Raw genomic sequence first — 21,115 nt, 5'->3', positions numbered from 1 at the left:
GCACTCAAATACATTTGTACCCCTGCTAAGCCGCAAACTGAAGCGAGACCATGGACAAACCCGATAAGAATAAATCACGTACCCGATTGGAACAGCGCGAATCCGACATCATGGATGCCGCCAGCAAGTTATTTGCAGAGGAGGGGTTCCATGCCACCTCCACCCGTAAAATTGCCGCTGCGGCAGGCGTTTCTGAGGGCACCCTGTTCCACTATTACGGCACCAAGAATGTTTTATTGCTGGCCATATTAGATGGGTTTTATGAACAATTGATCGAGTCTGCCCGGGAGGGCGTGGAGTCCGTGATGGGCACGCGGGAGCGCCTTCTGCTGTTGGCAAAGAATCATCTGCGGGCACTGATGGATAACCAGGCACTGATGATGAGGCTGATCCAGGTTTACCTTTCCGTGGATATTTACTATTACCAGGACTACAAGAAATCTCCTATCCACAAACTGAACTACCGCTACACGCGGATTTTTGACAACGTGGTGCGCGAGGGCATGGAGCGCGGTTACATTCGCGAAGACCTGGAACTCTCCGCTATGCGCGACTTGTTTTTTGGTGGACTTGAGTACGGCATGCGCACGCTAATGGGTCGCAAGTACAACAGGGAACGGGTTGCGTCCTACGTAGAGGCTATCGTCGACCCGCTCTGGCAGAGTATGCAGACGCAGCACTCGACCGCAGATTCCAACGCGGCGGATAACTCACGCCTGGAAGCTACCTGTAAGCGACTTGAAAGCATTGTGGAACGTCTGGAGCAGGCCTGATAGCGCCGGAAGTAGCGTGCTGAAGCCAGGTTCGACTAAACCACTGGCGGCTACCGTGTCACTTATCTGCAGACGGTTGCAGCAATGCCTCCAGGGCATGCACGTGGGGATCGTTATCGCCAATTTCACGCAGCGCCTCTGCCAGGTGAAGCAAATAATCGCGGTTGCTGCCGCTGGGCCCGTGCGCACGATTGATATGCCGGGCAACTTCCTCCAGCGGCGCGGAACCAAGAAATGCCGGATTATCCTGGTCCGCCACGTAAACCACACCCTCGGTAACCTGATCGGCCTTACCCAGGGTTAGCTGCACCGGAAAGCGCTGATAACCATTTTTCTCCCTGTGATCCAGGTGCTCAAAAACAGCGTGCTCCACCAGGTAGGCGACACCCATGCAAACCCGGCCCCGCGCGGGTATCAACGTCACTACCCTGCCGGGAGATTCCGGCGTGCCCCGGTGGTCGTGTGAACCTTGCCAGAAACGTCGCTGCCAGCCCCGAATACTCGCCACCTCGCGCTGCAGGAAAGGGAAATCCACCTTATAGATAAGTGAACCGTAGCCAAACACCCATGTCGGCTGGGATAGATCAACTGGATTGACATGCGTTTTTTTCAGGAAGAACTCCAGCGAGGTAAAAGCGTTTGATAATCAACCGAAGGTGGTTTCAATTTAGCAAAGGTTAACAGTTTGCACTTACTGGTGCAGATAACGCTCCTTCAGCGCTTCACGTTGTTCCTCATCAAGTTGAAGGGCTGATTCATAAAAATGCTCTTTGGAATTATAGCGTTTGCGTATCTCATCGAAGCACGCCTGGATATATTCGGGCTGCACCTCAATCAACGAACGCAGTACATCCCTGGAAACCGCTTGTCCACTGTGGTCAGTGAACTGACCCGAAAGGCGTTCTACCTCGTCTTCAATCGGCAGGTAGCGATTGGTTAGCAGGTAGTCCTCGACAATTGCTTCTTCATCCACACCCAGTACATCCAGGATCAATGCAGCGCCCACGCCTGTGCGGTCTTTGCCCGATGCACAGTGAATCAGGGTGGGCCTGTCACCGGATAAAATCAGCTGGAACATCTCCGCGTAACGGGGCATCTGGCTGGAAACCATATCCCGGTTCATCTCTTGCATAAAACTACCGGCGTCCTCTACAGCGATAATCCCCTGGTGCAAATTCTCTATGAAATTACTCTGGCTACCCGGCGTAATCGGCAGGCTGACGTAATCATGCGGGCTGCCTTCGCCCAGAAAGGTAGGGTCCAGTTCCTGCTCTACCGCCTGGCGCAAGTCACAGACCAGGGTCAGGCCCAGACGCCTCACATAGCCCATGTCTTCCTCTGTAAGCGAAGACAACTTACTAGAGCGGTACAGCTTGCCCCACTTCAGTTTTCTGCCACAGGCCGTCCCATAGCCGCCCAGGTCACGAAAATTTGGCGTACCGGCAATCGATAGCTTGCGCTCTGCCAGGATGACGCCCTCTCCCCCTTCTGCCTGCAAGTAAAAGTAATGGCGAACGGATTTATCCGGATTACGCACCACGGCATGCCCTGCGGTCGTTTGCATGACCGCCAGACCCGGGTCGTCAGTGTGATAAAAAAATCCCGGGTCGTCGCTCAGATAGATCGACACGCGTTTACCCGGCTGCAAATTTCGCCAACGCAATTCGTAGTCGCCGTGGGCGTTGCGGTCAACATGACAAGCACTTAAATCGAACATGTTTACTTCAACCGGTTCACGTTAGCCCGGGACCGGGGATTCAGTTTACTCAACAGCCTGGGTACAACACGCTGCAGGTGGAGGATGGCGACCAGGGCCAGGTCCACCTGTTCCAGCCCTATCCTGCGTTGCTTTTCGTCATCCCTGTCAATGGAACGGCCCAGGTTATACATCAACCAGTTGACCCAATCCCCCTCCACACACGCGAAGGCAGCTTCAATTTCATTCTGGTGAATCTGTCCACCTGCCGACAGGTATTGGTCAACAAAGCAGTCGAAGAGATTCTCTTTGAAGTCCAGGGTAATACCACTCCAATCGAGTGCCTCGAGAATAACTTCATGTGCTGGATTGACATACTGCGTCGATTCCCAATCAATCAGCAGAGGGTCTTGCGATGAATCCCAGAGCACGTTCTTGTGATCCAGGTCGCCATGACTGACCACCTTGCGCGAAGATAATTCTGCTGATGCAATTTCAGCCCTCGACAGAATATTTTCGAACAGTGGCAGGTGCTCACGTATATCCTCGTTACGGCTGGAATTTCTGCTTTGGGCAAATTTCAGCAAGACCTCCAGCTTTGCCTCCGGGTCGCTTTCCGATTGTGGTGAGCGCAGGCCTTCAATTTTAAGTACAGCCCCGTGCATTCTGGCAAAGATGCCGGCGATCTGGTGAATATGTATTACGTCGATCTCGTCGCGGCGCAGGGCACGAGCATTGGTCCAGGGGTAAATGAGATAGCCGCAGTTTTCAATCACCTGCAGCGCGTTGTCGCCAGCACCCAGCGCATGTAGTGCCGGCACACCACAGCGGGAAAATGCTTCGCTCACCGATTCTGCAGTTTCATAGTGTCGGATTACGTCGCAATCATCAAGGTCTGTGTCCGGGGCAAGTTGTTTGATCGCGTAACGACCGTTCGCTGTGTGCACGTCCCACATGAAGTGATGAAAACCGCCACGTACCGAGAACGCTGGGCGCATTCGTTTACCGAGTGCGAAGTAATCACACAACGCATCAAGGTGATCTTTATTTTCATCCAGTGGAATCATTGAGGTCTGATCTTACTTGTTCCCTGGCTTTGATACTCCCTTTGTTTTCACTGCGGTTTTATTAATTATTAAGTTATTGAATATATATTATGTATGTATATAAGGATTATTGTTGTTGTAATTATTAGGGCCATGATCTTCTGTGGGAAAGCTATTTTTATCTATATGAATCAATAGGATAGCGTAAGTATAAGTGGGCATATAAAGCCTTGGCCTGACGGTGAAAAGCTCTGTTCTTACTGGGGATCGGCTGGAGATAAGTTTACCTGTTTTGACCGACCCCGCGGTGTCCCCCTGTTTATCCAGAATACACACACCGTTCTATACCATTGCCTAAACACGTTTTATCCACATTGCGCCAGCAGTTTACGGGTCATGCTTTGAGTGCTGTGTAGAACTGACGAATAAGCTGTTAACACCCTGCCAGGTGTGTGTTTTTCCTGTGTATAGCAGGAGGAAAACGTTAGGTGAAGTTATTTACCGATGCAGAAGCTACCGAAAATTTCACCAAGCAGAGCGTCGGAGCTCACCGCACCGGTAATCTCACCAAGGCGCTGTTGGCACTCTCGTAAATCTTCCGCGAGAAGCTCACCGGCACCGGCGTTTTCCAGCTGCGCTTTTCCTGCGGCCAGTGCGTGACCGGCGTTTTCCAGTGCCAGAAGGTGTCGCCGTCTGGCACTGAAATTGGTCTCCGAGCTTTCTGTGTAACCCATGCACTGTTTTAGATGGGTTGTCAGCAGGTTCATACCTGCACCGGTTTTCGCAGACAGTTCAATAACCGTTCGGCCCTTTTGCTCGGTGATGCCTGGCTGCCGGTCGTTCAGGTCGCACTTGTTACGGACTACAGTGACCGGAATAGAGCGGGTCAGGTGTTCCTCGATCTCTGGCCAGATAATAGTAGGGTCATCAGTGTCGTGTAGGGGATCGGAGCCGTCTACAACCAACAGAATATGGTTAGCACTGTCCATTTCCTGCCACGCTCGACGGATGCCTTCCTGCTCGACCTCATCGGTGCTTTCCCGCAGTCCTGCAGTGTCGACGATATGCAATGGTAAACCATCAATCTGGATGTGTTCGCGCAGTACGTCGCGAGTGGTGCCCTCTATGGCTGTAACGATGGCCGTGTCCTGGCCGGAGAGTGCGTTGAGCAGACTGGATTTACCGGCGTTGGGCTTACCGGCGATAACCAGTTTCATCCCCTCCTGTATCAGTGTGCCCTGACGAGCCTGGTGGGTGACTTCAGCCATTTGATCCATGATGGACAGCAGTTGCGCGCGGACTTGCCCGTCACCGATAAAATCAATCTCTTCCTCGGGGAAATCGATCGCGGCCTCAACGTAGACGCGAAGTCGGGTAACGCGATCGACCAGTTCATCGATTTTGCTGGAGAAAGCCCCTTGCAAAGATCGACTGGCATTGAGTGCCGCTTGTTCAGTGGTGCTGTTGATCAGGTCTGCAATAGCCTCCGCCTGTGTCAGGTCCAGCTTGTCATTGAGATAGGCGCGCTCGGAAAATTCGCCGGGCCGGGCCTGCCGGGCGCCGCGGTGGGTGCAGGACTTCACCAGCAGGTCGAGGATGATGGGGCCCCCATGAGCCTGCAGCTCTACCACGTCTTCGCCGGTAAAGGAGTTTGGCGCGGGGAAGTAGATGGCAATACCGGAGTCTATTGTAATGTCCTGTGCATCCGAGAACCGGGAGAAGTGGGCATGTCTTGGCTTCAGGGTGCGGCCGCAAATGGCCTCCGCGATGGCCAGTGATTGGCCACCAGACAGGCGCACAATACCGACGCCACCACGGCCGGGCGCAGTAGCGATAGCGGCAATGGTGTCAGCGTCCAGTACAGAAGGTGTGTTCATGGAAGCATTATAACGCCCCGCCACCAGCGTGAAACGGGGCGAGGAGGTCAGGCCGGGTCAGATCTCTCGATCTGCCTGGTGATAACGTATTGTTGCGCCATAGAGAGCAGGTTGTTGACCACCCAGTACAGCACCAGGCCGGAGGGGAACCAGAGGAAGAAGAAAGTGAACACGATGGGTAGCCACTGCATTATCTTCGCCTGCATCGGGTCTGTCGGCGGTGGGTTAAGCTTCTGCATAAACCACATGCTGGCGCCCATCATAATCGGCAGGACAAAGTAAGGATCCATTACCGAGAGGTCGTTGATCCACAGGGCAAATGGCGCATGGCGTAACTCTACGCTCTCCATCAGTACCCAGTATAAAGCGATAAACACAGGCATCTGTACGAGGATGGGTAGACAGCCGCCCATCGGGTTCACCTTCTCTTTGCGATACAGCTCCATCATCGCTTGCGACTGTTTTTGCTTGTCGTCTGCATATTGCTCGCGGATGTCCATCATCTTGGGCTGTACCTTGCGCATGCGCGCCATGGAGCGGTAGCTGGTAGCGGACAACTTGAAGAAGGCCAGCTTGACTACAACAGTCAGCAAGATAATGGCGACGCCCCAATTGCCTACCAGGGCGTAAATCTTGTTGAGCAGCCAGAACAGGGGCTGAGCAATCCACCACAACCATCCGTAGTCGACGACCAGGTCCAGGTATTCAGAGATTTCCGCGAGGCGGTACTGGTCTTTGGGCCCAGCGAAGAATTCGGCGCCAGTTGTACCAGACTGACCAGGGTCAAGGGTTAGGGCCGGGCTGGTGAATCCTGCAATGTTAAAGCCTGCGCTGGTAACACGGGTACTGTAGGTATGAGATTGTTCTGCGTTGGGTATCCATGCGCTGAGGAAGTAGTGTTGCAGCATGGCAATCCAGCCACCGGGAAGTTGCGCCTTGAAAGGCTCCTCCTGCATATCGTCAAAAGTGAACTTGGTGAAGCGTTCATCTGGCTGGGTAATAGCCGCGCCAAGGAAAGGCTGTATGCCCATACCCGAGTCACCAGCGGGGGCCTTGGAACTGTCGCGCTTGATTTGCCCGAACAGGTTGGCCTGCCAGCGTTCGCTACTGTTATTTTCCACCAGGTAATCTATTTTGATTAGGTAGTCACCACGGGTGAAGGTGAAACGCTTGATTACGCTCACACCATTCTGGTCCTGCCAGTTCAGGTCTACGATCAATTGCTCGTCACCCTCTGCCATATCAAAACGGGTGGCAGAGGCGGTGAAGGTAGCGCGGCCTTTGCTGTCTATACCGTTGGCGCCAATAAGCCCGGATTGAGCGACATAAACCCGGCTCTGGTTTTGCTCCAGCAACGTGAAGGGTACGTCGGGTTGATCTATCTCTTCCAGGTGACGAGGTAGGGCCAATTCAATAATGTCGCCGCCGCGCAGGTCGATGGCCAGTTGCAGACTGTCGGTGAAAACCTCTACGAGGTTACCCTTGTTGCTGATTTCGACCTGTGCCGTGGGCTGGTCGACCTCCTCGTCCACGACGCTGGGAATATCCTCACTGGTCGTTGCCGGAGGTGCATCGGTGGCGACTGGCAATTCCGCAGCATTTGTTGGTTCATGGCTTATCAGGCGGGTTGTTTCCGGTACTGATGCTGCCGCCTTTTCATCTTTGAATGCCACCCACTCCGTGAGCAACATGAAAGACAGTACGGCGATAGCGCCAATAAGCAATGTGCGTTGCAAATCCATAGTGATATCTGTGTGTTAGTGAGTGTGGCTGCAGGGAGGGACGGGATCAGCGCCCCCTTCGTGCCACGGATGGCATTTGGAAAGTCGGCGTATAGCGAGCCAGCTTCCTTTGATGACGCCGTGTGTAGCAATCGCGTCCTGGGCATAGCTGGAGCAGCTGGGGTAGAAGCGGCAGTTATTGCCGAGGAACGGACTCAGAATCACCTTGTAGCAGGAAATAAAGAAGATAAAGAGGCGACGCATCAGGTTTCTGTGCCTTGGCTGTTTTGGGACATGTGGCTGACGAGTTTTTGCCACTGCTGCCGCAATATAGTTGATAGCTCTGAATTATCCAACTGATCGAGCCCTCGTCGGGCCAGCAGCACGACGTCCAGTTTAGGCTCGGAATCGGGTAGTGTGCGAAAGACCTCTCGCGCTATCCTTTTGATTCGGTTGCGTTGTACCGCCAGCCGAACGTTTTTTTTAGCGATGACCAGACCCAGGCGGTGCCCGGGTTTGTCATTGGATTTTGCCAGGAGCAGTACATGCCGGTGGGAGGCTTTGGCCTCGGCACCGTCAAATACACGGCTGTAATCCCTGGCATTGAGCAAGCGCCTGGCTTTGCCAAAACTCTCGTCGGCGCTCACCCAGTGCAGGCTGATTAGGCGGAAAGTACCTTGCGCCCTTTGCCACGGCGACGATTGATCACAGCGCGACCGCCTTTGGTGGCCATACGTGAGCGAAAACCGTGGGTGCGCTTGCGCTTTAATACGCTGGGTTGAAATGTTCTTTTCATGACTGGATTCCAGTTGGTTAATGTTTTCGGCCGGGTTGCTCATCTTTACCAAACAGCCGCGGGCCTGAAAAAAGGTGGGGTATTCTATTGAAATGCTGACATTAATTCAATGTGAACAGGCTATTAATTCATTTGCCTATCCCGGTAGTTTTCCCGGTTTGTCTGTGTCGTCACACGCAAGGCGTCGGCTAAGCCCCGAACCCTTGTCAGCGTTGGGATTGGGGCATCAGCCCACATTTTTTGCAGCAAATATAAACAAGTTATCCACAGTTTTGTTTATCCAATTAATTTTCTAATTGGTTGGTCAAAAAACAGCCTTATATGTTCTAACACATTGAAAAATAATGATTAATATTAAATTTTATGTACCAAAATAATTGTGGATAAGTCGCTATGTCGAGCGTATTATCTGTCCTCCGGTTGGAAATGCTTAAATCGGTAGAAACAATAAATTCAATCTTATCTGCTAAGTAAAAGGCGCGCCTCCCGGTGCGCTTTGAGGGGAAAGCTTTGCCCGGTGTAGTTTGGCAACAATGTATAGACAGGTTGCAAGATGAGTTGCCCTCTCAGCAATTCAATACCTGGATAAGACCGCTTCAGGCGGCTACCCACGGAAACTCATTGACCCTTTTTGCTCCCAATCGGTTCATCAAGGACTTCGTTTCCGACAAGTTCGCTGGTCGCATTTCAGAACTGGTGGCTGAGCTGGAACCGACCACACCCATGAGTGTGGTATTGGAGATTGGGGGCAGGAACGGTTCAGGGGGCAGTCGCCCGTTGCCAGGTCATCCTGTAGAGGAGCCCAGGGGAAGCGCCGGTATGCAGCCGGCGATTTCCGGTGCCGCAGTTTCCAGTAATGCGCGCATAGTGACGCCAGCGTCCACCAAACCCGCTGTTGTAGTCGATACCCACCGACAGGCGGAGATAGAGGGGTCTCTGCAACACCAGCAGAACCTGGTTGGAACCTATACCTTTGATAACTTTGTTGAAGGCAAGTCAAATCAATTGGCACTGGCCGCTGCAAAGCAGGTAGCGGAGAATCCAGGCGATTCCTACAATCCGCTTTTCCTTTACGGTGGGGTTGGTCTCGGTAAGACGCACCTGATGCATGCTGTAGGTAACGCGCTCAAACATCATAAACCTGATGCCAAGATCGTTTATCTCCATTCGGAGCGGTTTGTAGCGGATATGGTCAAGGCGCTGCAATTGAATGCGATCAGTGATTTCAAGCGCTATTACCGTTCTGTGGACGCCCTGCTTATCGATGACATCCAGTTTTTTGCCAAAAAGGATCGCTCTCAGGAAGAATTTTTTCATACTTTTAATGCCCTGCTCGAGGGCGGACAGCAGATGATTCTCACCTGCGATCGCTACCCCAAGGAAATTGATGGCCTTGAAGAGCGCCTGAAGTCGCGCTTTGGCTGGGGGTTGACGGTGGCGGTTGAACCTCCGGAATTGGAAACGCGGGTGGCGATTCTGATGAAAAAGGCGACGCAAGCGCGCGTTAACCTGCCGCCTGATTCTGCCTTTTTCATTGCACAACGTATCCGGTCCAATGTTCGAGAGCTAGAGGGGGCACTGAAGAGGGTGATAGCTAGCGCTCACTTCACAGGAAGTGATATCGACATCGAACTGATCAAGGACAGCCTGAAGGATTTACTGGCACTGCAGGACAAACAGGTAAGCCTGGATAATATCCAGAGGACGGTGGCGGAGTATTACAAGATCAAGGTGGCGGATTTGATGTCACGCCGGCGCAGTCGCTCCGTCGCCAGGCCCAGGCAGGTGGCCATGGCACTGGCGAAAGAGCTGACAAATCACAGCCTGCCTGAGATCGGAGATAGCTTTGGTGGCAGAGATCACACGACAGTTCTTCACGGATGTCGTAAAATCAGGGAACTTCGCGAAACGAACTCGGATATTCGTGAAGATTATAAGAATTTGCTGCGATCACTCACCACGTGAGACAGGTGAGGGATAGGAGTTTTTGTTTTACAAATTAGGCGCCATCAGTGGTGCCTCTGTTCGTGTTGAGGAATAACAACGCATATGAAGTTCACTGTTTCGCGGGACGCATTACTCAAGCCCCTTAATCTGGTTGCGGGCGTGGTGGAGCGTCGCCAGACGCTGCCTATTCTGGCAAACGTGTTGATGGTACTGGATGGGGACAGGTTGTCACTGACCGGCACTGACCTGGAAGTAGAGCTGGTAGGCCGACTCCAGCTCGATGTCGCCGCAGGGGAATCCGGTGAGCTCACCGTTCCCGCGCGTAAGCTTGTCGATATCTGTAAGTCACTTCCTGAGGGCAGTGAAATCAGCTTTAGTGCCGAAGATGGCAAGGTCACAGTCAAGTCCGGCCGTAGCCGCTTTACTTTGTCTACGCTTCCTGCACGCGAGTTTCCCAATGTAGAAGACAGCATGGGGACTCACCAGTTGACGATCAAACAGGGCCAACTCAAACGCCTGATCGATCGCACGGGCTTCGCGATGGCGCAGCAGGATGTCCGTTACTACCTCAACGGCATGTTGTGGGAACTCAAGGACCAGCAACTGCGGGTTGTCGCAACAGACGGGCACCGACTGGCACTTTGCACCCTGCCGGGTAAGGTAGACGCCAGCGGCGATACCCAGGTTATTCTGCCCCGCAAAGGTGTACTGGAGTTGGCTCGTTTGTTGATGGATGAAGACGAGGATATCGCTGTGGTCATTGGTAGTAACCATATCCGTGCTACCACTAATGACTTCACGTTTACGTCAAAGCTTGTGGATGGCAAGTTCCCGGACTACCAACGCGTACTCCCACGTGCTCCCAATAAAATAGTAATGGGCGATCGCCTCGAGTTGCGGCAGGCGTTTACGCGCGCCGCCATCCTGTCGAATGAAAAATATCGTGGTGTCCGCCTGAAGCTGACCGACAACAGCCTGGACATTGTGGCGAATAACCCTGAGCAGGAAGAAGCTGAAGAAGCAGTCGTCGTTGATTACCAGGGAGAGTCGCTGGAGATAGGCTTCAATGTCAGCTACCTGATGGACGTTCTGGCGGTTCTCAGCGGTGAGCGGGTCAAGCTGTCTCTCTCTGATCCAAACAGCAGTGCCTTGTTAGAGGAGTCAGACGAAGGCGATTCGCTTTACGTAGTGATGCCAATGCGCCTCTGATTAGAGGCGTATTTGTTCATTCCCCCTGATGCCAGCCGATGTTTGCCTCTCGAGACTACAGATTAGTCATGTTCGTAACCTGGAAAGCGTCAAGCTAGAAGGCCTCAGGCGTGTAAACGTCTTTTACGGGCATAATGGCAGTGGTAAGACCAGCGTGTTGGAGGCTATCCATATGTTGGGGATGGCCCGGTCCTTCCGCGGGAGTATTAAGTCCCTGGTCACGCACGGAGAGCCGCACTGCACCGTATTCGGTGTATTGGGTCCGGCGAAGACGACGCTGGGTATACAAAGATCCCGGTCCGGAGAGGTCAAGATCAAGGTGGGGGGGTCTCCCATTCGCACTGTCGCGGAGCTTGTAGAGTATCTGCCGCTGCAGGTAATTAACGCTGACAGCTTTGATTTACTAACAGGCTCACCCGGAGCGCGCCGGCAGTATCTTGATTGGGGAGTGTTCCACGTGGAACATCGCTTCTTTGACCAGTGGCAACGATTCCAGAGGGGTATAAAACAGCGCAATCAGCTGTTACGCCGTGGTAAAATGTTGACCGATGAGCTTTCTGTGTGGACCAACAGTCTTGTTGAGTCTGGTGAGGCGCTGAGTCGCTATCGGGAAGCCTACTTTAATTTGTTGATTCCGCGGTTTAAGCAGATCATGGCTCAGCTGGCACCCTCCCTGGGTGGATTGGAGTTGCGTTACCGACGTGGCTGGGACAAGCAGCTGAGCTATAAAGAAGCGCTTGATGGGTGTGTTGCGGCTGATCTGGAACAGGGTTACACCCACGTGGGCCCGCAGCGTGCTGATATACGCATGTTGATCAATGGTCACCTGGCCGCTGAAACCCTCTCCAGGGGTCAACAAAAGTTAGCGGTATGCGGCTTGAAGTTGGCACAGGGACAGTTGATGACAGAAACAGGTCGGGGCCAATGCACCTACCTGGTGGATGATTTGCCGTCAGAGCTCGATCGAGAACACAGTGGGCTGGTTTGTCGGCAGCTTGCAGCGATGAAAGCCCCGGTTTTCATTACCTGCGTGCACAAAAAGGACATAGAAAGCGCCTGGCCCCCGGGGGACAAGCAGGATTTGGCCATGTTCCACGTGGAACATGGCAGTGTTTCCCTCCAATAGAGGGTTACGTATGGATACAGATATAAATAGACGCCACTACGAGAGTTATTCATGAGCGATACCGAACAGAATTACGATTCCTCGAGCATTAAAGTCCTGAAAGGCCTGGATGCGGTGCGTAAACGCCCTGGCATGTATATCGGTGATACCGATGATGGCACGGGCCTTCACCATATGGTCTTCGAGTTGGTCGACAACTCTATCGACGAGGCGCTGGCCGGCCACTGTAGCCGGATTGACATAGTGATTCACCCGGATGAATCCGTCACCGTTAGTGATGATGGCCGGGGCATCCCTACAGAAATGCATGATGAGGGCGTGTCTGCTGCAGAGGTGATCATGACGGTCCTTCATGCTGGCGGAAAGTTTGATGACAACACCTATAAAGTCTCAGGTGGCCTCCACGGAGTGGGTGTTTCCGTGGTTAATGCCCTCTCCTCCGAGTTGGTATTGACCATCCGCCGGGAGGGTAAGCTGTATGAGCAAATATACCGCCATGGTGTGCCTGTTCAGCCGCTGGCCGAAATTGGCGTTACCGAAACGTCCGGCACATCTGTACGCTTCCACCCTTCTACAGAAACATTCACCAATATTGAATTTCACTTCGACCAACTGGCAAAACGCCTGCGGGAGCTGGCTTTCCTCAACTCGGGTGTTTGCATTGCGCTCAAAGATGAGCGCTCTGGTCAGGAAGGCGTCTACAGCTACGAAGGCGGGCTCAACGAATTCGTTAATTACCTCAACCAGAACAAGACACCGGTTAATAAACCCTTTTACTTTCAGATAGATACGGACGACGGTATCGGGGTGGAAGTGGCGTTGCAATGGAACGATTCGTTTCAGGAAAGCATCCTGTGCTATACCAACAATATCCCCCAGCGTGACGGAGGTACGCACCTTGCAGGCTTCCGTGCTGCGCTTACACGGAACCTTAACAGTTATATCGATCGAGAAGGCCTGGGCAAAAAGGCTGCCGTCTCCACCACCGGAGATGATGCGCGAGAGGGCTTAACCGCCATTATTTCGGTCAAGGTGCCCGACCCCAAGTTCTCCAGCCAGACTAAAGATAAACTGGTGTCCTCGGAGGTGAAAACCGCTGTCGAACAGGCTATGAACAAGGAGTTTGGCGATTACCTGCTGGAGAACCCGCAGGAAGCAAAAGCTGTTGTCGGTAAGATGCTGGATGCGGCGCGCGCCCGGGAAGCGGCGCGTAAAGCCAGGGAGATGACCCGTCGCAAGGGCGCTCTGGATATTGCTGGCCTGCCCGGTAAGCTGGCGGACTGCCAGGAAAAAGACCCGGCGCTCTCAGAGCTTTACCTGGTGGAAGGTGACTCGGCCGGTGGTTCCGCCAAGCAGGGTCGCAATCGTAAATTCCAGGCGATACTTCCACTCAAAGGAAAGATCCTTAACGTGGAAAAAGCGCGCTTTGATAAGATGCTGGGCTCGGCGGAGGTCGGCACTATTGTAACAGCGCTGGGTTGCGGTATCGGCAAGGCAGAGTTTGATCCCGACAAGCTTCGTTATCACAGTATTATTATCATGACTGACGCGGATGTTGATGGCTCGCATATCCGCACCCTGCTGCTCACCTTTTTCTTCCGCCAGATGCGTGAGCTGATCGAGCGCGGTCATGTCTATATTGCCCAGCCCCCACTGTATAAAATTGCTCGCGGCAAGCAGCATCAGTATCTCAAGGATGACGATGCATTGAATCAGTACCTGACCCAGTCCGCCCTGGAGAACGCCTCGATATTCGTCAATCCCGATGCGCCGGCCATCTCCGGTGAGGCACTGCAAACACTGGTTGATGATTACCGCAGAGTGGCTGCAACCATTGACCGCCTCTCTCGCTTGTATGCACCAGAAGTGCTCTGGGAAATGGTTTACGGAGCAGCGCTGGACGTTGAGGATATGAAGTCTGAAGAGGCGGTAAACGTCTTTGCAAGTCAGCTAAGTGAGCGCTTACTTACCTCAACAGCCAATACAAACAGCTACTCTGTCGTTGTGCGCAAAGACCAGGAACGCCAGCTGTTCTATCCGGTGGTCAAGCTTCTCGCTCATGGGATTGAAAATGAAACCGAATACCACCACGAGTTTTTCTCCTCCGGTGAGTACCGCAGCCTGGTCGCACTGGGCGAAACTCTCAATACCCTGATAGAAGAGGAAGGCTACTTCCAGCGCGGCGAGAAAACCCTGCATACACAGAGCTTTGCCAACGGCCTGGATTGGCTGATGAATGAAGCACGCAGGGGCTATTCCATCCAGCGTTATAAAGGCCTTGGAGAAATGAACCCGGATCAACTGTGGGAAACCACCATGGACCCGGAAGTGCGCCGCATGCTGCAGGTGACTATCGAGGATGCTATTACCGCCGATCAGATTTTTACCACGCTCATGGGTGACCACGTTGAGCCGCGCCGCGAATTTATCGAGGAAAATGCTCTGTCTGTGGCCAACCTGGACGTCTGATCGAGATTTGTAGAGTTGTCCATTGGTGTGAAGAGTGCGAGGTTAACAAGGGGCTGGTACGGCGGGTATGAGCGGTCGCATTTTCAGGGCAGCCTGTCCGGCATAGGGTAAAAGAGGGAACATGTTTCGTGGCTTATGAATTAACCGGCAAGATAAAGCTCATTCAGGAGTTGAAGACGTTCGACAGTGGCTTCAGCAAGCGGGAAATGGTCGTCATCGTAGAGGACGGCAAGTATCCCCAGGAGATCAACCTGGAGTTTGTTCAGGACAAGGTATCGTTGCTCGATAAATTACAGCCAGGCCAGGAAGTAACGGTTACCTTTGATATACGCGGTAGAGAATACAATGGTCGTTACTTCAATAACCTCCAGGGTTGGAAAATTACCGCTGCTGGAGAGCAGCCGGGAATAGCACCTGCAACCGCGGTGCCTATGGCCACACGGGGAGCAATTGAAGACGACGATATTCCGTTCTGACAGAAAACAGGGTCGCCCGATATGGTTGAAACTCTGTTGCAGTCCTCCCGTTGTCGCCCGCTACCGCGCTGATATTCCCAGGCCCTGAGCTGGACGCCAGCCTTAATCCTCCCGTGGCCAGCGCAGCTTATCGTGGATTCCAGTGCGTTCATCGTCGCCTGGCCGTCACTGGCCGAAACACGGTTTCCCCGTCCCCCGCTTTCACCTACTTTTAACTCCAGGAACAGCGCAAGACCGTCTTGCTCTGGACAAGGGTCGGCACATGGCCGGATTAATGTAGGGAGAGTTACTATGAAAAACCAAGCTATCAAAACCATCCTGTCCGTCGCGGCGATGAGCCTGACCGCAGTTGTTACAAACAATGCTGCGGCTGCTACTGTCGGTGAAACACTGGTTAAAGGTCAGGCCTTGCCGGAGCAGCGTGTGAGTTTCCATCGTTCCCAGCTGGCGACAAAGGAAGGTCGAGCTGTTATTGAGCGGCGTATTGAACGAGCGGCCGAAAGTGTATGCGGCAGCCAGGATTTCAGAGAGGTGGGTAGCCTGAGTATTGTTGCCCGCAACCGGGAATGTTACGACGGCGCCGTTGCCCAGGCCATGAGCCAGGTTAGCGCCCAGAGTGTCGCCTCTATCGACTAACACTGGTTTACAGGTCCCTGCTACCCCTGGTGGGGACTACCCGGGGCACTGCTTGTGAAGGCAGTGCCCCTTTTACTGTTGGGCTCCCTGTCCCAGACTGGTTTCCGTGAATACGCCTTTGCAACCGGACCCTATCTGCTTTCAGGTATGTTTTCCTCGGCCGCCACAACTTCGAGCTTTACCTTGTCTTCGGCGCTATGTTCCTCAGACGTCTGCAGCTGGGCCAGCTCGATCGCTTCCAGGCGCTCTATTTCGATATCCGTGTGAATGGGATCCAGGTCGGTAAGATGCTTGCTGGCTTTACCCGATAGTTGGCGAAAGCGCTCCACTTTCCCGTGCAGCCCCTGCTGGCCGGCCAGGCCCTTAACTGCCTGGTTGTAATGATTGTTGGCTGCCTTCAAGGTATTCCCCAGCTTCTGCAGGCGTTCGGCTACCAGGCAGACCTGGTTGTATATCTCACCTGCGCGAGTGCTGATTTCCCGGGCCTCGCGGTTACTCTGGTCGATCATCCACAGGTTGGCGACGGTTCGCAGTATCGGCATCAGCGTGGTGTGGGAGACCAGTACCACCTGCTGTTGGTAACCGTAATTGAACAAATCCCGGTTGTACTTCATGGCTTCTATATAGGCGGGTTCTACAGCCATGAACATGAGTACGAAATCGGGACTATCCAGCCCGGATAGGCCGGCATAGTCTTTTGAAGACAGATCGTCGATGTGATTGCGCACAGCCTGGGCATGGGCCTTGAGTGAGTTCGCCTGCTCTTCTTCGGTTTCCGCTGAGATGGCCCGTTCATAGTCGACCAGCGATACTTTACTGTCTATCACCAGACACTTGTTATCAGGCAGCTTGATGACAAAATCCGGCAGGCGGCGTTTACCCACGGAGTCGGTATAGCTGGCCTGTGAGTCATAGTGATCGCCGGGCAACAGGCCGGCGAGTTCCAGGGTGCGCTCCAGCTGGGCCTCACCCCAGTTGCCGGTCGTTTTTTTGTCGCCCTTGAGGGCAGTCGTTAGATTGGTCGCCTGGGTATTCATTTCCAGCCCGACCTCAAGCACTTTTCTGATCTCTGCTTCCAGTACAGACTGGCCTTTTACGGATTCTGTGTGTACCTCATTGATCCGTGACTGGAATCCGCTTATCTGCTCGCGGAAGGGTTTTAACAGGGCCTCCAGTGAATCACGGCTGGTGGAGGTGAAGTGCTTGCCTTTGTCCTCAAAAATACGATTGGCCAGCACTTCGAATTCCTGTTTGAGATTGTCGCGAGCTTCTTTGAGCAACTCCAGTTGATCCAGGTGTTGTTCTTCGCGTTCTTCTTGCTGGGTGTGCAGGCGAGTGTGCTCGTTTTGCAGTGCATGGTAGCGCCGGCTGACCTGCTCCAGCCCCCTGCCCTGGTCTTCAAGAAGGCGACGTTGATCCTGCAGCCGTGAGTGCAGCTGGTCTCGTTCCACTTCCAGAGCTGTGAGCTGGCGCTGTGCCATGGCTAACTCGCCCTGCAGGGTCTCGTTGTGCTCACCCAGGCTGGTCCGCACTCTCTCGGCAATGTTCTGGCCGCGCAGCAGGCCTGCCAACAGGCCGATGGTGAATCCGCCCAGGGCAATGGCCCCGGCGATAAGCAAGCTTTGGACTTCCGCTTCCGACATGAACAGCCCCGTGTACTGTGTGGCCAGTTTAAATCAAAGCGATGCCCGGTAGCGGATTAATTCGCCCCCGGACCTTTTACCTGTCGCGTTTTCGGCCAGGTCAGGCGTCGAGCAGGGCCTGCGCAGCGCAAGCGAGATCAGGATAGATGGGGACGGTTTCCGGGGTGTCCAGCGCGACGTCTGGTTGCTGCAGCTGGTTGCGGGTTTTCTCGCCTTTGCCAGTCAGCACGAGAACGGGTTTGCAGTGCATGGCACGTGCGGCCTGCAGGTCTTTCAGGCTGTCTCCGATAAAGTAGCTGCCCGTGAGTGGGTGCCCCAGTTCCAGCTCAATGGCCTGCAACAGGCCTGTTGCAGGTTTACGGCAGTTGCATCCCTCGCCGGGGAGGTGCGGGCAGTAGAAGATGCCTGCAATGTCACCGCCCTGCTCTGCCACCAGCTCGCGGAGTCTGTCGTGGATGGCTTCGAGGTCATCCAGGGTGAAGTAACCGCGACTCAACCCGGACTGGTTGGTGGCAACCGCGACGGTGTAGCCTGCCTGGCAGAAGCTGGCGATGGCCTCGATACTGCCCGGGATTGGCTGCCAGTCATCCAGGCAACGAATGTAGTCATCCGAGTCCTGGTTGATGACACCGTCGCGGTCGAGAATCAATAAGGGCACAACTATTTGCCAACAACCAGCAGTGATATGTCGGCCACGTTGAGGAACTGGTCGCGTAACTGCTTCAATAGATTGAGTCGGTTGTTGCGTAGTGCGGTGTCTTCCGCGTTGACCATCACGTCATCGAAAAAGCGGTCCACCGGCTCGCGCAGGCCCGCGAGGCTGGCCAGGGCTTCCCGGTACTCGCTCTTCTCCAGGTGACCCTGAGCGATGCCAGATAACTGCTCCAGCTTTTCCGCGAGGTCTTTCTCTGCTGCCTCCTGGAGTAAGTTGGTGTTCACTTCGCCAAACTCGTGTTCAGCATCCAGTTTGCCCAGGATGTTGGAGACACGCTTGTTGGCGGCGGCCAGCGAAGCCGCTTCCGGTAGCTGGCTGAACGCGTGTACGGCCTGCACTCTGTGCTGAATATCCAGCGGTCGACTGGGCTTGCGAGCAGCCACTGCGCGAAAAACCTCTACGGGTATAGCCTCTTCCTCGTACCATGCCCGGAAGCGCTCGATCATGTAGTCCAGCACTTGCTCTGTGGTGCCTGCCGCTATCACGCCCTCGGGGTACTGTTGTGCGGCAGCGTCGAGGCAATCCCGCAGGTCCAGGTCCAGCTCCTTTTCCACGATAATGCGCAGCACCGCCAGTGAAGCCCGGCGCAGTGCGAAGGGGTCCTTGGAGCCTGTCGGCGGCTGGCCAATACCAAAAATGCCGACCAGGGTATCCAGGCGATCCGCCAGGCCCAGGGCACAGGCGGTCATGGATTCCGGCAGGCGGTCACCGGCAAACTTCGGCCAGTATTGCTGGGCGATGGCGGCGGCAACATCGGTCTCTTCACCATCGTGCAGAGCATAGTAGGAGCCGGCAATTCCCTGCATGTCGGAGAACTCAAGCACCATCTCTGTGACCAGGTCTGTCTTGGCAAGCAGCGCAGCACGCCGGGCTTGTTCCACCGGTGCGCCTATTTTTGCGGCCAGTTCGCCTGCCAACTGCTGTACCCGTCTGGTCTTGTCGGCCACCGTCCCCAGCTTCTGCTGGAAGACAACACTCTCCAGCTTTTCTACTCTGTCGGCCAGCGGTGTCTTTCTGTCCGTTGCAAAGAAAAATGCCGCATCGGACAGGCGCGGCCGAATCACCCGCTCATTGCCGGCGATCACTTGTATCGGGTCCTTGCTCTCTATATTACTGAGCGTAATGAAGTTGGGCATCAGCTTGCCCTTTGCATCCGTCAGGTGGAAATATTTCTGGTGTTCCTTCATGGATGACACCAGCGCTTCAGCGGGCACCTCCAGGAAACGTTCTTCGAAAGAGCCGGTTAGCGCTACGGGCCATTCCACCAGTCCGGTGACCTCATCCAGCAGGTCCGGGTCAATCACCGCAGTGGCCCTGAGTGCGCTCGCCTCAACTTCTATCTGGTCGCGTATCATTTGTTGCCGCTGGTCATAACGGGCTACAACTCTGGCGTCAGCCAGTGCTTGCTCATAGTCTTCCGGCTTCGCCAGTTCGATGGTTCCACTGGAATGAAAGCGGTGGCCACGGGTGGTATTGCCTGTGGCCAGGCCCAGTATTTCACCGTGATCGTGTTTGTCGCCAAGCATAGCCACCACCCACTTTACGGGGCGCACGAACTCCACGCGACTGGCACCCCAGCGCATACGCTTGGGAATAGGCAGACCAGCGATGGCCTCATGGATGATGTCGTTGAGGCAGTCGCTGGTGTTTAGCCCCGGCTCAATTCTCTGTAAGCCGAGACGCATACCTTTTGGTGTGTCGATGGGCTGCAGGTCTTCGGGGGCGACGCCTTGTTTTTTAGCAAAGCCGGCGGCGGCCGGGGTCCAGTTTCCCGCTTTGTCCTTGGCTCGATCCGCTGGTGGTCCAAGGACTTCGACCTGCTTGTCCTCCCCGCGTACCTGTACCCCGGCGATCTGCACCGCCAGTCGACGTGGCGAGGCAAACCACACAACATCACCGTGGCCCAACTCGCGTTGCGCCAGGCCGGCAACAATACCGTCGCGAAAAGACAGCCCCAGCGACTTGAGGGCCTTGGGAGGCAGCTCTTCTGTGCCCAATTCAATTAGCAGCGTTTCGGTAGTCATGATCTAGCTCGCCTCCGACTGAATACGGCCCAGGACTTCTTCGCGGATGTTGTCTGGCGCCATCGGGAAGCCAAGCGCAGCGCGAGCATCGAAATATGCCTGGGCTACAGCCCGGGCCAGGGTGCGCACACGCAGGATGAATCGCTGGCGCTCGGTTACGGAGATGGCGTGGCGGGCATCCAGCAAGTTAAATGTGTGCGAGGCTTTCATTACCATTTCATAGGCAGGTAATGGCAGGTTCTTTTCCACCAGGCGCAGGGCCTCTTTCTCGCAGTGGTCGAAGAAGCTGAACAGCTGCGCTACATCCGCTTCCTCAAAGTTATACCGCGACATCTCCACTTCATTCTGGTGAAAAACATCCCCGTAGGTGACCTGTCCTGCCGGGCCATCTGCCCATACCAGGTCATAAATACTGTCCACGCCCTGCAAATACATCGCAATGCGTTCCACGCCGTAGGTGATCTCCCCGGTTACCGGGTAACACTCCAGGCCACCTGCTTGCTGGAAGTAGGTGAACTGCGTCACCTCCATGCCGTTGAGCCACACTTCCCAGCCCAGTCCCCATGCACCGAGCGTGGGTGACTCCCAGTTATCTTCCACAAAACGCACATCGTGAATGCTGGTATCGACCCCCAGGGCCTCAAGTGACAGCAGATAGAGCTCCTGGAACTCGGCGGGTGATGGCTTCATCACCACCTGAAACTGGTAGTAGTGTTGCAGGCGGTTGGGGTTTTCACCGTAGCGGCCATCGGTGGGCCGGCGGCTTGGTTGCACATAGGCTGCGTTCCAGCTCTCCGGGCCGATGGCTCGTAAAAATGTGGCCGGGTGGAAGGTGCCAGCGCCAACCTCCATGTCCAGAGGTTGCAGTACGACGCAGCCCTGGTCTGCCCAGAACTGCTGTAATTTCAGGATAAGCTCCTGAAATGTAAGAAGTTTGTTTATGTTTTCAGTCACGTTGTGC

Annotated in this window: 19 protein-coding genes; 7 read left to right on the top strand and 12 right to left on the bottom strand. The window is 54.4% G+C overall.

Annotation, left to right across the window (positions count from 1 at the left end):
* The first annotated feature begins 50 nt into the window (after positions 1 to 50).
* Positions 51 to 773, top strand: coding sequence for a TetR/AcrR family transcriptional regulator (locus C0039_RS01840; RefSeq protein ID WP_101517077.1), 723 nt, complete (start codon positions 51 to 53; stop codon positions 771 to 773).
* Between the two features lie 58 nt (positions 774 to 831).
* On the opposite strand, the gene C0039_RS01835 is transcribed toward C0039_RS01840, so the two are convergent.
* From C0039_RS01835 to rpmH, 8 genes are all read right to left on the bottom strand, one after another.
* The gene (locus tag C0039_RS01835) at positions 832 to 1,338 is read right to left on the bottom strand and encodes a gamma-glutamylcyclotransferase (RefSeq protein ID WP_243391527.1); all 507 of its coding nucleotides are present in this window, start codon (positions 1,336 to 1,338) and stop codon (positions 832 to 834) included.
* A 126-nt stretch (positions 1,339 to 1,464) separates the two neighbouring features.
* On the bottom strand, positions 1,465 to 2,490 hold the full coding sequence (locus tag C0039_RS01830; protein ID WP_101517075.1) for a tyrosine-protein phosphatase: 1,026 nt from the start codon (positions 2,488 to 2,490) through the stop codon (positions 1,465 to 1,467).
* A 2-nt stretch (positions 2,491 to 2,492) separates the two neighbouring features.
* Positions 2,493 to 3,536, bottom strand: coding sequence for a phosphotransferase (locus tag C0039_RS01825; protein WP_101517074.1), 1,044 nt, complete (start codon positions 3,534 to 3,536; stop codon positions 2,493 to 2,495).
* Positions 3,537 to 4,009: 473 nt separating this feature from the next.
* On the bottom strand, positions 4,010 to 5,392 hold the full coding sequence (mnmE, locus tag C0039_RS01820; RefSeq protein WP_101517073.1) for a tRNA uridine-5-carboxymethylaminomethyl(34) synthesis GTPase MnmE: 1,383 nt from the start codon (positions 5,390 to 5,392) through the stop codon (positions 4,010 to 4,012).
* A gap of 47 nt (positions 5,393 to 5,439) precedes the next feature.
* Entirely contained in the window at positions 5,440 to 7,134 is a 1,695-nt protein-coding gene (gene yidC, locus C0039_RS01815) for a membrane protein insertase YidC (protein WP_075999737.1), read from the bottom strand.
* 15 nt (positions 7,135 to 7,149) lie between these two features.
* Complete coding sequence (gene yidD / locus C0039_RS01810; RefSeq protein ID WP_207796345.1) at positions 7,150 to 7,377, bottom strand: membrane protein insertion efficiency factor YidD; 228 nt, start codon at positions 7,375 to 7,377, stop codon at positions 7,150 to 7,152.
* Entirely contained in the window at positions 7,377 to 7,760 is a 384-nt protein-coding gene (gene rnpA, locus C0039_RS01805; RefSeq protein WP_101517072.1) for a ribonuclease P protein component, read from the bottom strand. Before rnpA ends, yidD begins: the two co-directional genes overlap by 1 nt.
* A 14-nt stretch (positions 7,761 to 7,774) precedes the next feature.
* Entirely contained in the window at positions 7,775 to 7,909 is a 135-nt protein-coding gene (gene rpmH, locus C0039_RS01800) for a 50S ribosomal protein L34 (protein ID WP_075999735.1), read from the bottom strand.
* Between the two features lie 489 nt (positions 7,910 to 8,398).
* Between rpmH and dnaA the strand changes: the two genes are divergently transcribed.
* The 6 genes from dnaA to C0039_RS01770 all read left to right on the top strand — a co-directional run bounded on the left by dnaA (position 8,399) and on the right by C0039_RS01770 (position 15,772).
* Entirely contained in the window at positions 8,399 to 9,874 is a 1,476-nt protein-coding gene (gene dnaA, locus C0039_RS01795) for a chromosomal replication initiator protein DnaA (RefSeq protein ID WP_423810675.1), read from the top strand.
* An 84-nt stretch (positions 9,875 to 9,958) separates the two neighbouring features.
* A complete protein-coding gene (dnaN, locus tag C0039_RS01790; protein WP_075999734.1) occupies positions 9,959 to 11,065 on the top strand; it encodes a DNA polymerase III subunit beta in 1,107 nt (368 codons plus the stop codon).
* 28 nt (positions 11,066 to 11,093) lie between these two features.
* Positions 11,094 to 12,191 carry a DNA replication/repair protein RecF gene (gene recF / locus C0039_RS01785; protein ID WP_101517071.1) on the top strand — a complete coding sequence of 366 codons (1,098 nt, stop codon included), beginning with the start codon at positions 11,094 to 11,096 and terminating at the stop codon, positions 12,189 to 12,191.
* Between the two features lie 51 nt (positions 12,192 to 12,242).
* Positions 12,243 to 14,660: a DNA topoisomerase (ATP-hydrolyzing) subunit B gene (gyrB, locus tag C0039_RS01780; RefSeq protein ID WP_075999732.1), complete on the top strand. Its 2,418-nt coding sequence runs from the start codon at positions 12,243 to 12,245 to the stop codon at positions 14,658 to 14,660.
* Positions 14,661 to 14,788: 128 nt separating this feature from the next.
* Complete coding sequence (locus tag C0039_RS01775) at positions 14,789 to 15,136, top strand: DUF3127 domain-containing protein (RefSeq protein ID WP_101517070.1); 348 nt, start codon at positions 14,789 to 14,791, stop codon at positions 15,134 to 15,136.
* Between the two features lie 291 nt (positions 15,137 to 15,427).
* Positions 15,428 to 15,772, top strand: a complete 345-nt coding sequence (locus tag C0039_RS01770) for a UrcA family protein (RefSeq protein ID WP_075999730.1) — start codon at positions 15,428 to 15,430, stop codon at positions 15,770 to 15,772.
* A gap of 131 nt (positions 15,773 to 15,903) precedes the next feature.
* Here C0039_RS01770 and C0039_RS01765 read toward each other — a convergent pair whose 3' ends face one another.
* The 4 genes from C0039_RS01765 to glyQ form a co-directional block, all read right to left on the bottom strand.
* Positions 15,904 to 17,415 carry a DNA recombination protein RmuC gene (locus C0039_RS01765; protein ID WP_101517069.1) on the bottom strand — a complete coding sequence of 504 codons (1,512 nt, stop codon included), beginning with the start codon at positions 17,413 to 17,415 and terminating at the stop codon, positions 15,904 to 15,906.
* A 100-nt stretch (positions 17,416 to 17,515) separates the two neighbouring features.
* Positions 17,516 to 18,073, bottom strand: coding sequence for a D-glycero-beta-D-manno-heptose 1,7-bisphosphate 7-phosphatase (gene gmhB, locus C0039_RS01760; RefSeq protein ID WP_075999729.1), 558 nt, complete (start codon positions 18,071 to 18,073; stop codon positions 17,516 to 17,518).
* Between the two features lie 2 nt (positions 18,074 to 18,075).
* Positions 18,076 to 20,154 (bottom strand): glycine--tRNA ligase subunit beta, encoded by a 2,079-nt coding sequence (gene glyS / locus C0039_RS01755; protein WP_075999728.1) that lies wholly within the window; start codon positions 20,152 to 20,154, stop codon positions 18,076 to 18,078.
* Positions 20,155 to 20,157: 3 nt separating this feature from the next.
* The gene (glyQ, locus tag C0039_RS01750) at positions 20,158 to 21,108 is read right to left on the bottom strand and encodes a glycine--tRNA ligase subunit alpha (RefSeq protein WP_101517129.1); all 951 of its coding nucleotides are present in this window, start codon (positions 21,106 to 21,108) and stop codon (positions 20,158 to 20,160) included.
* Between the last annotated feature and the right edge of the window lie 7 nt (positions 21,109 to 21,115).

The sequence above is a fragment of the Pseudohalioglobus lutimaris genome, from assembly GCF_002866825.1.
Lineage (GTDB): Bacteria > Pseudomonadota > Gammaproteobacteria > Pseudomonadales > Halieaceae > Halioglobus > Halioglobus lutimaris.
The sequence above is the reverse complement of the archived record's forward strand: the minus strand, read 5'-3'. Positions and strand labels throughout refer to the sequence as shown.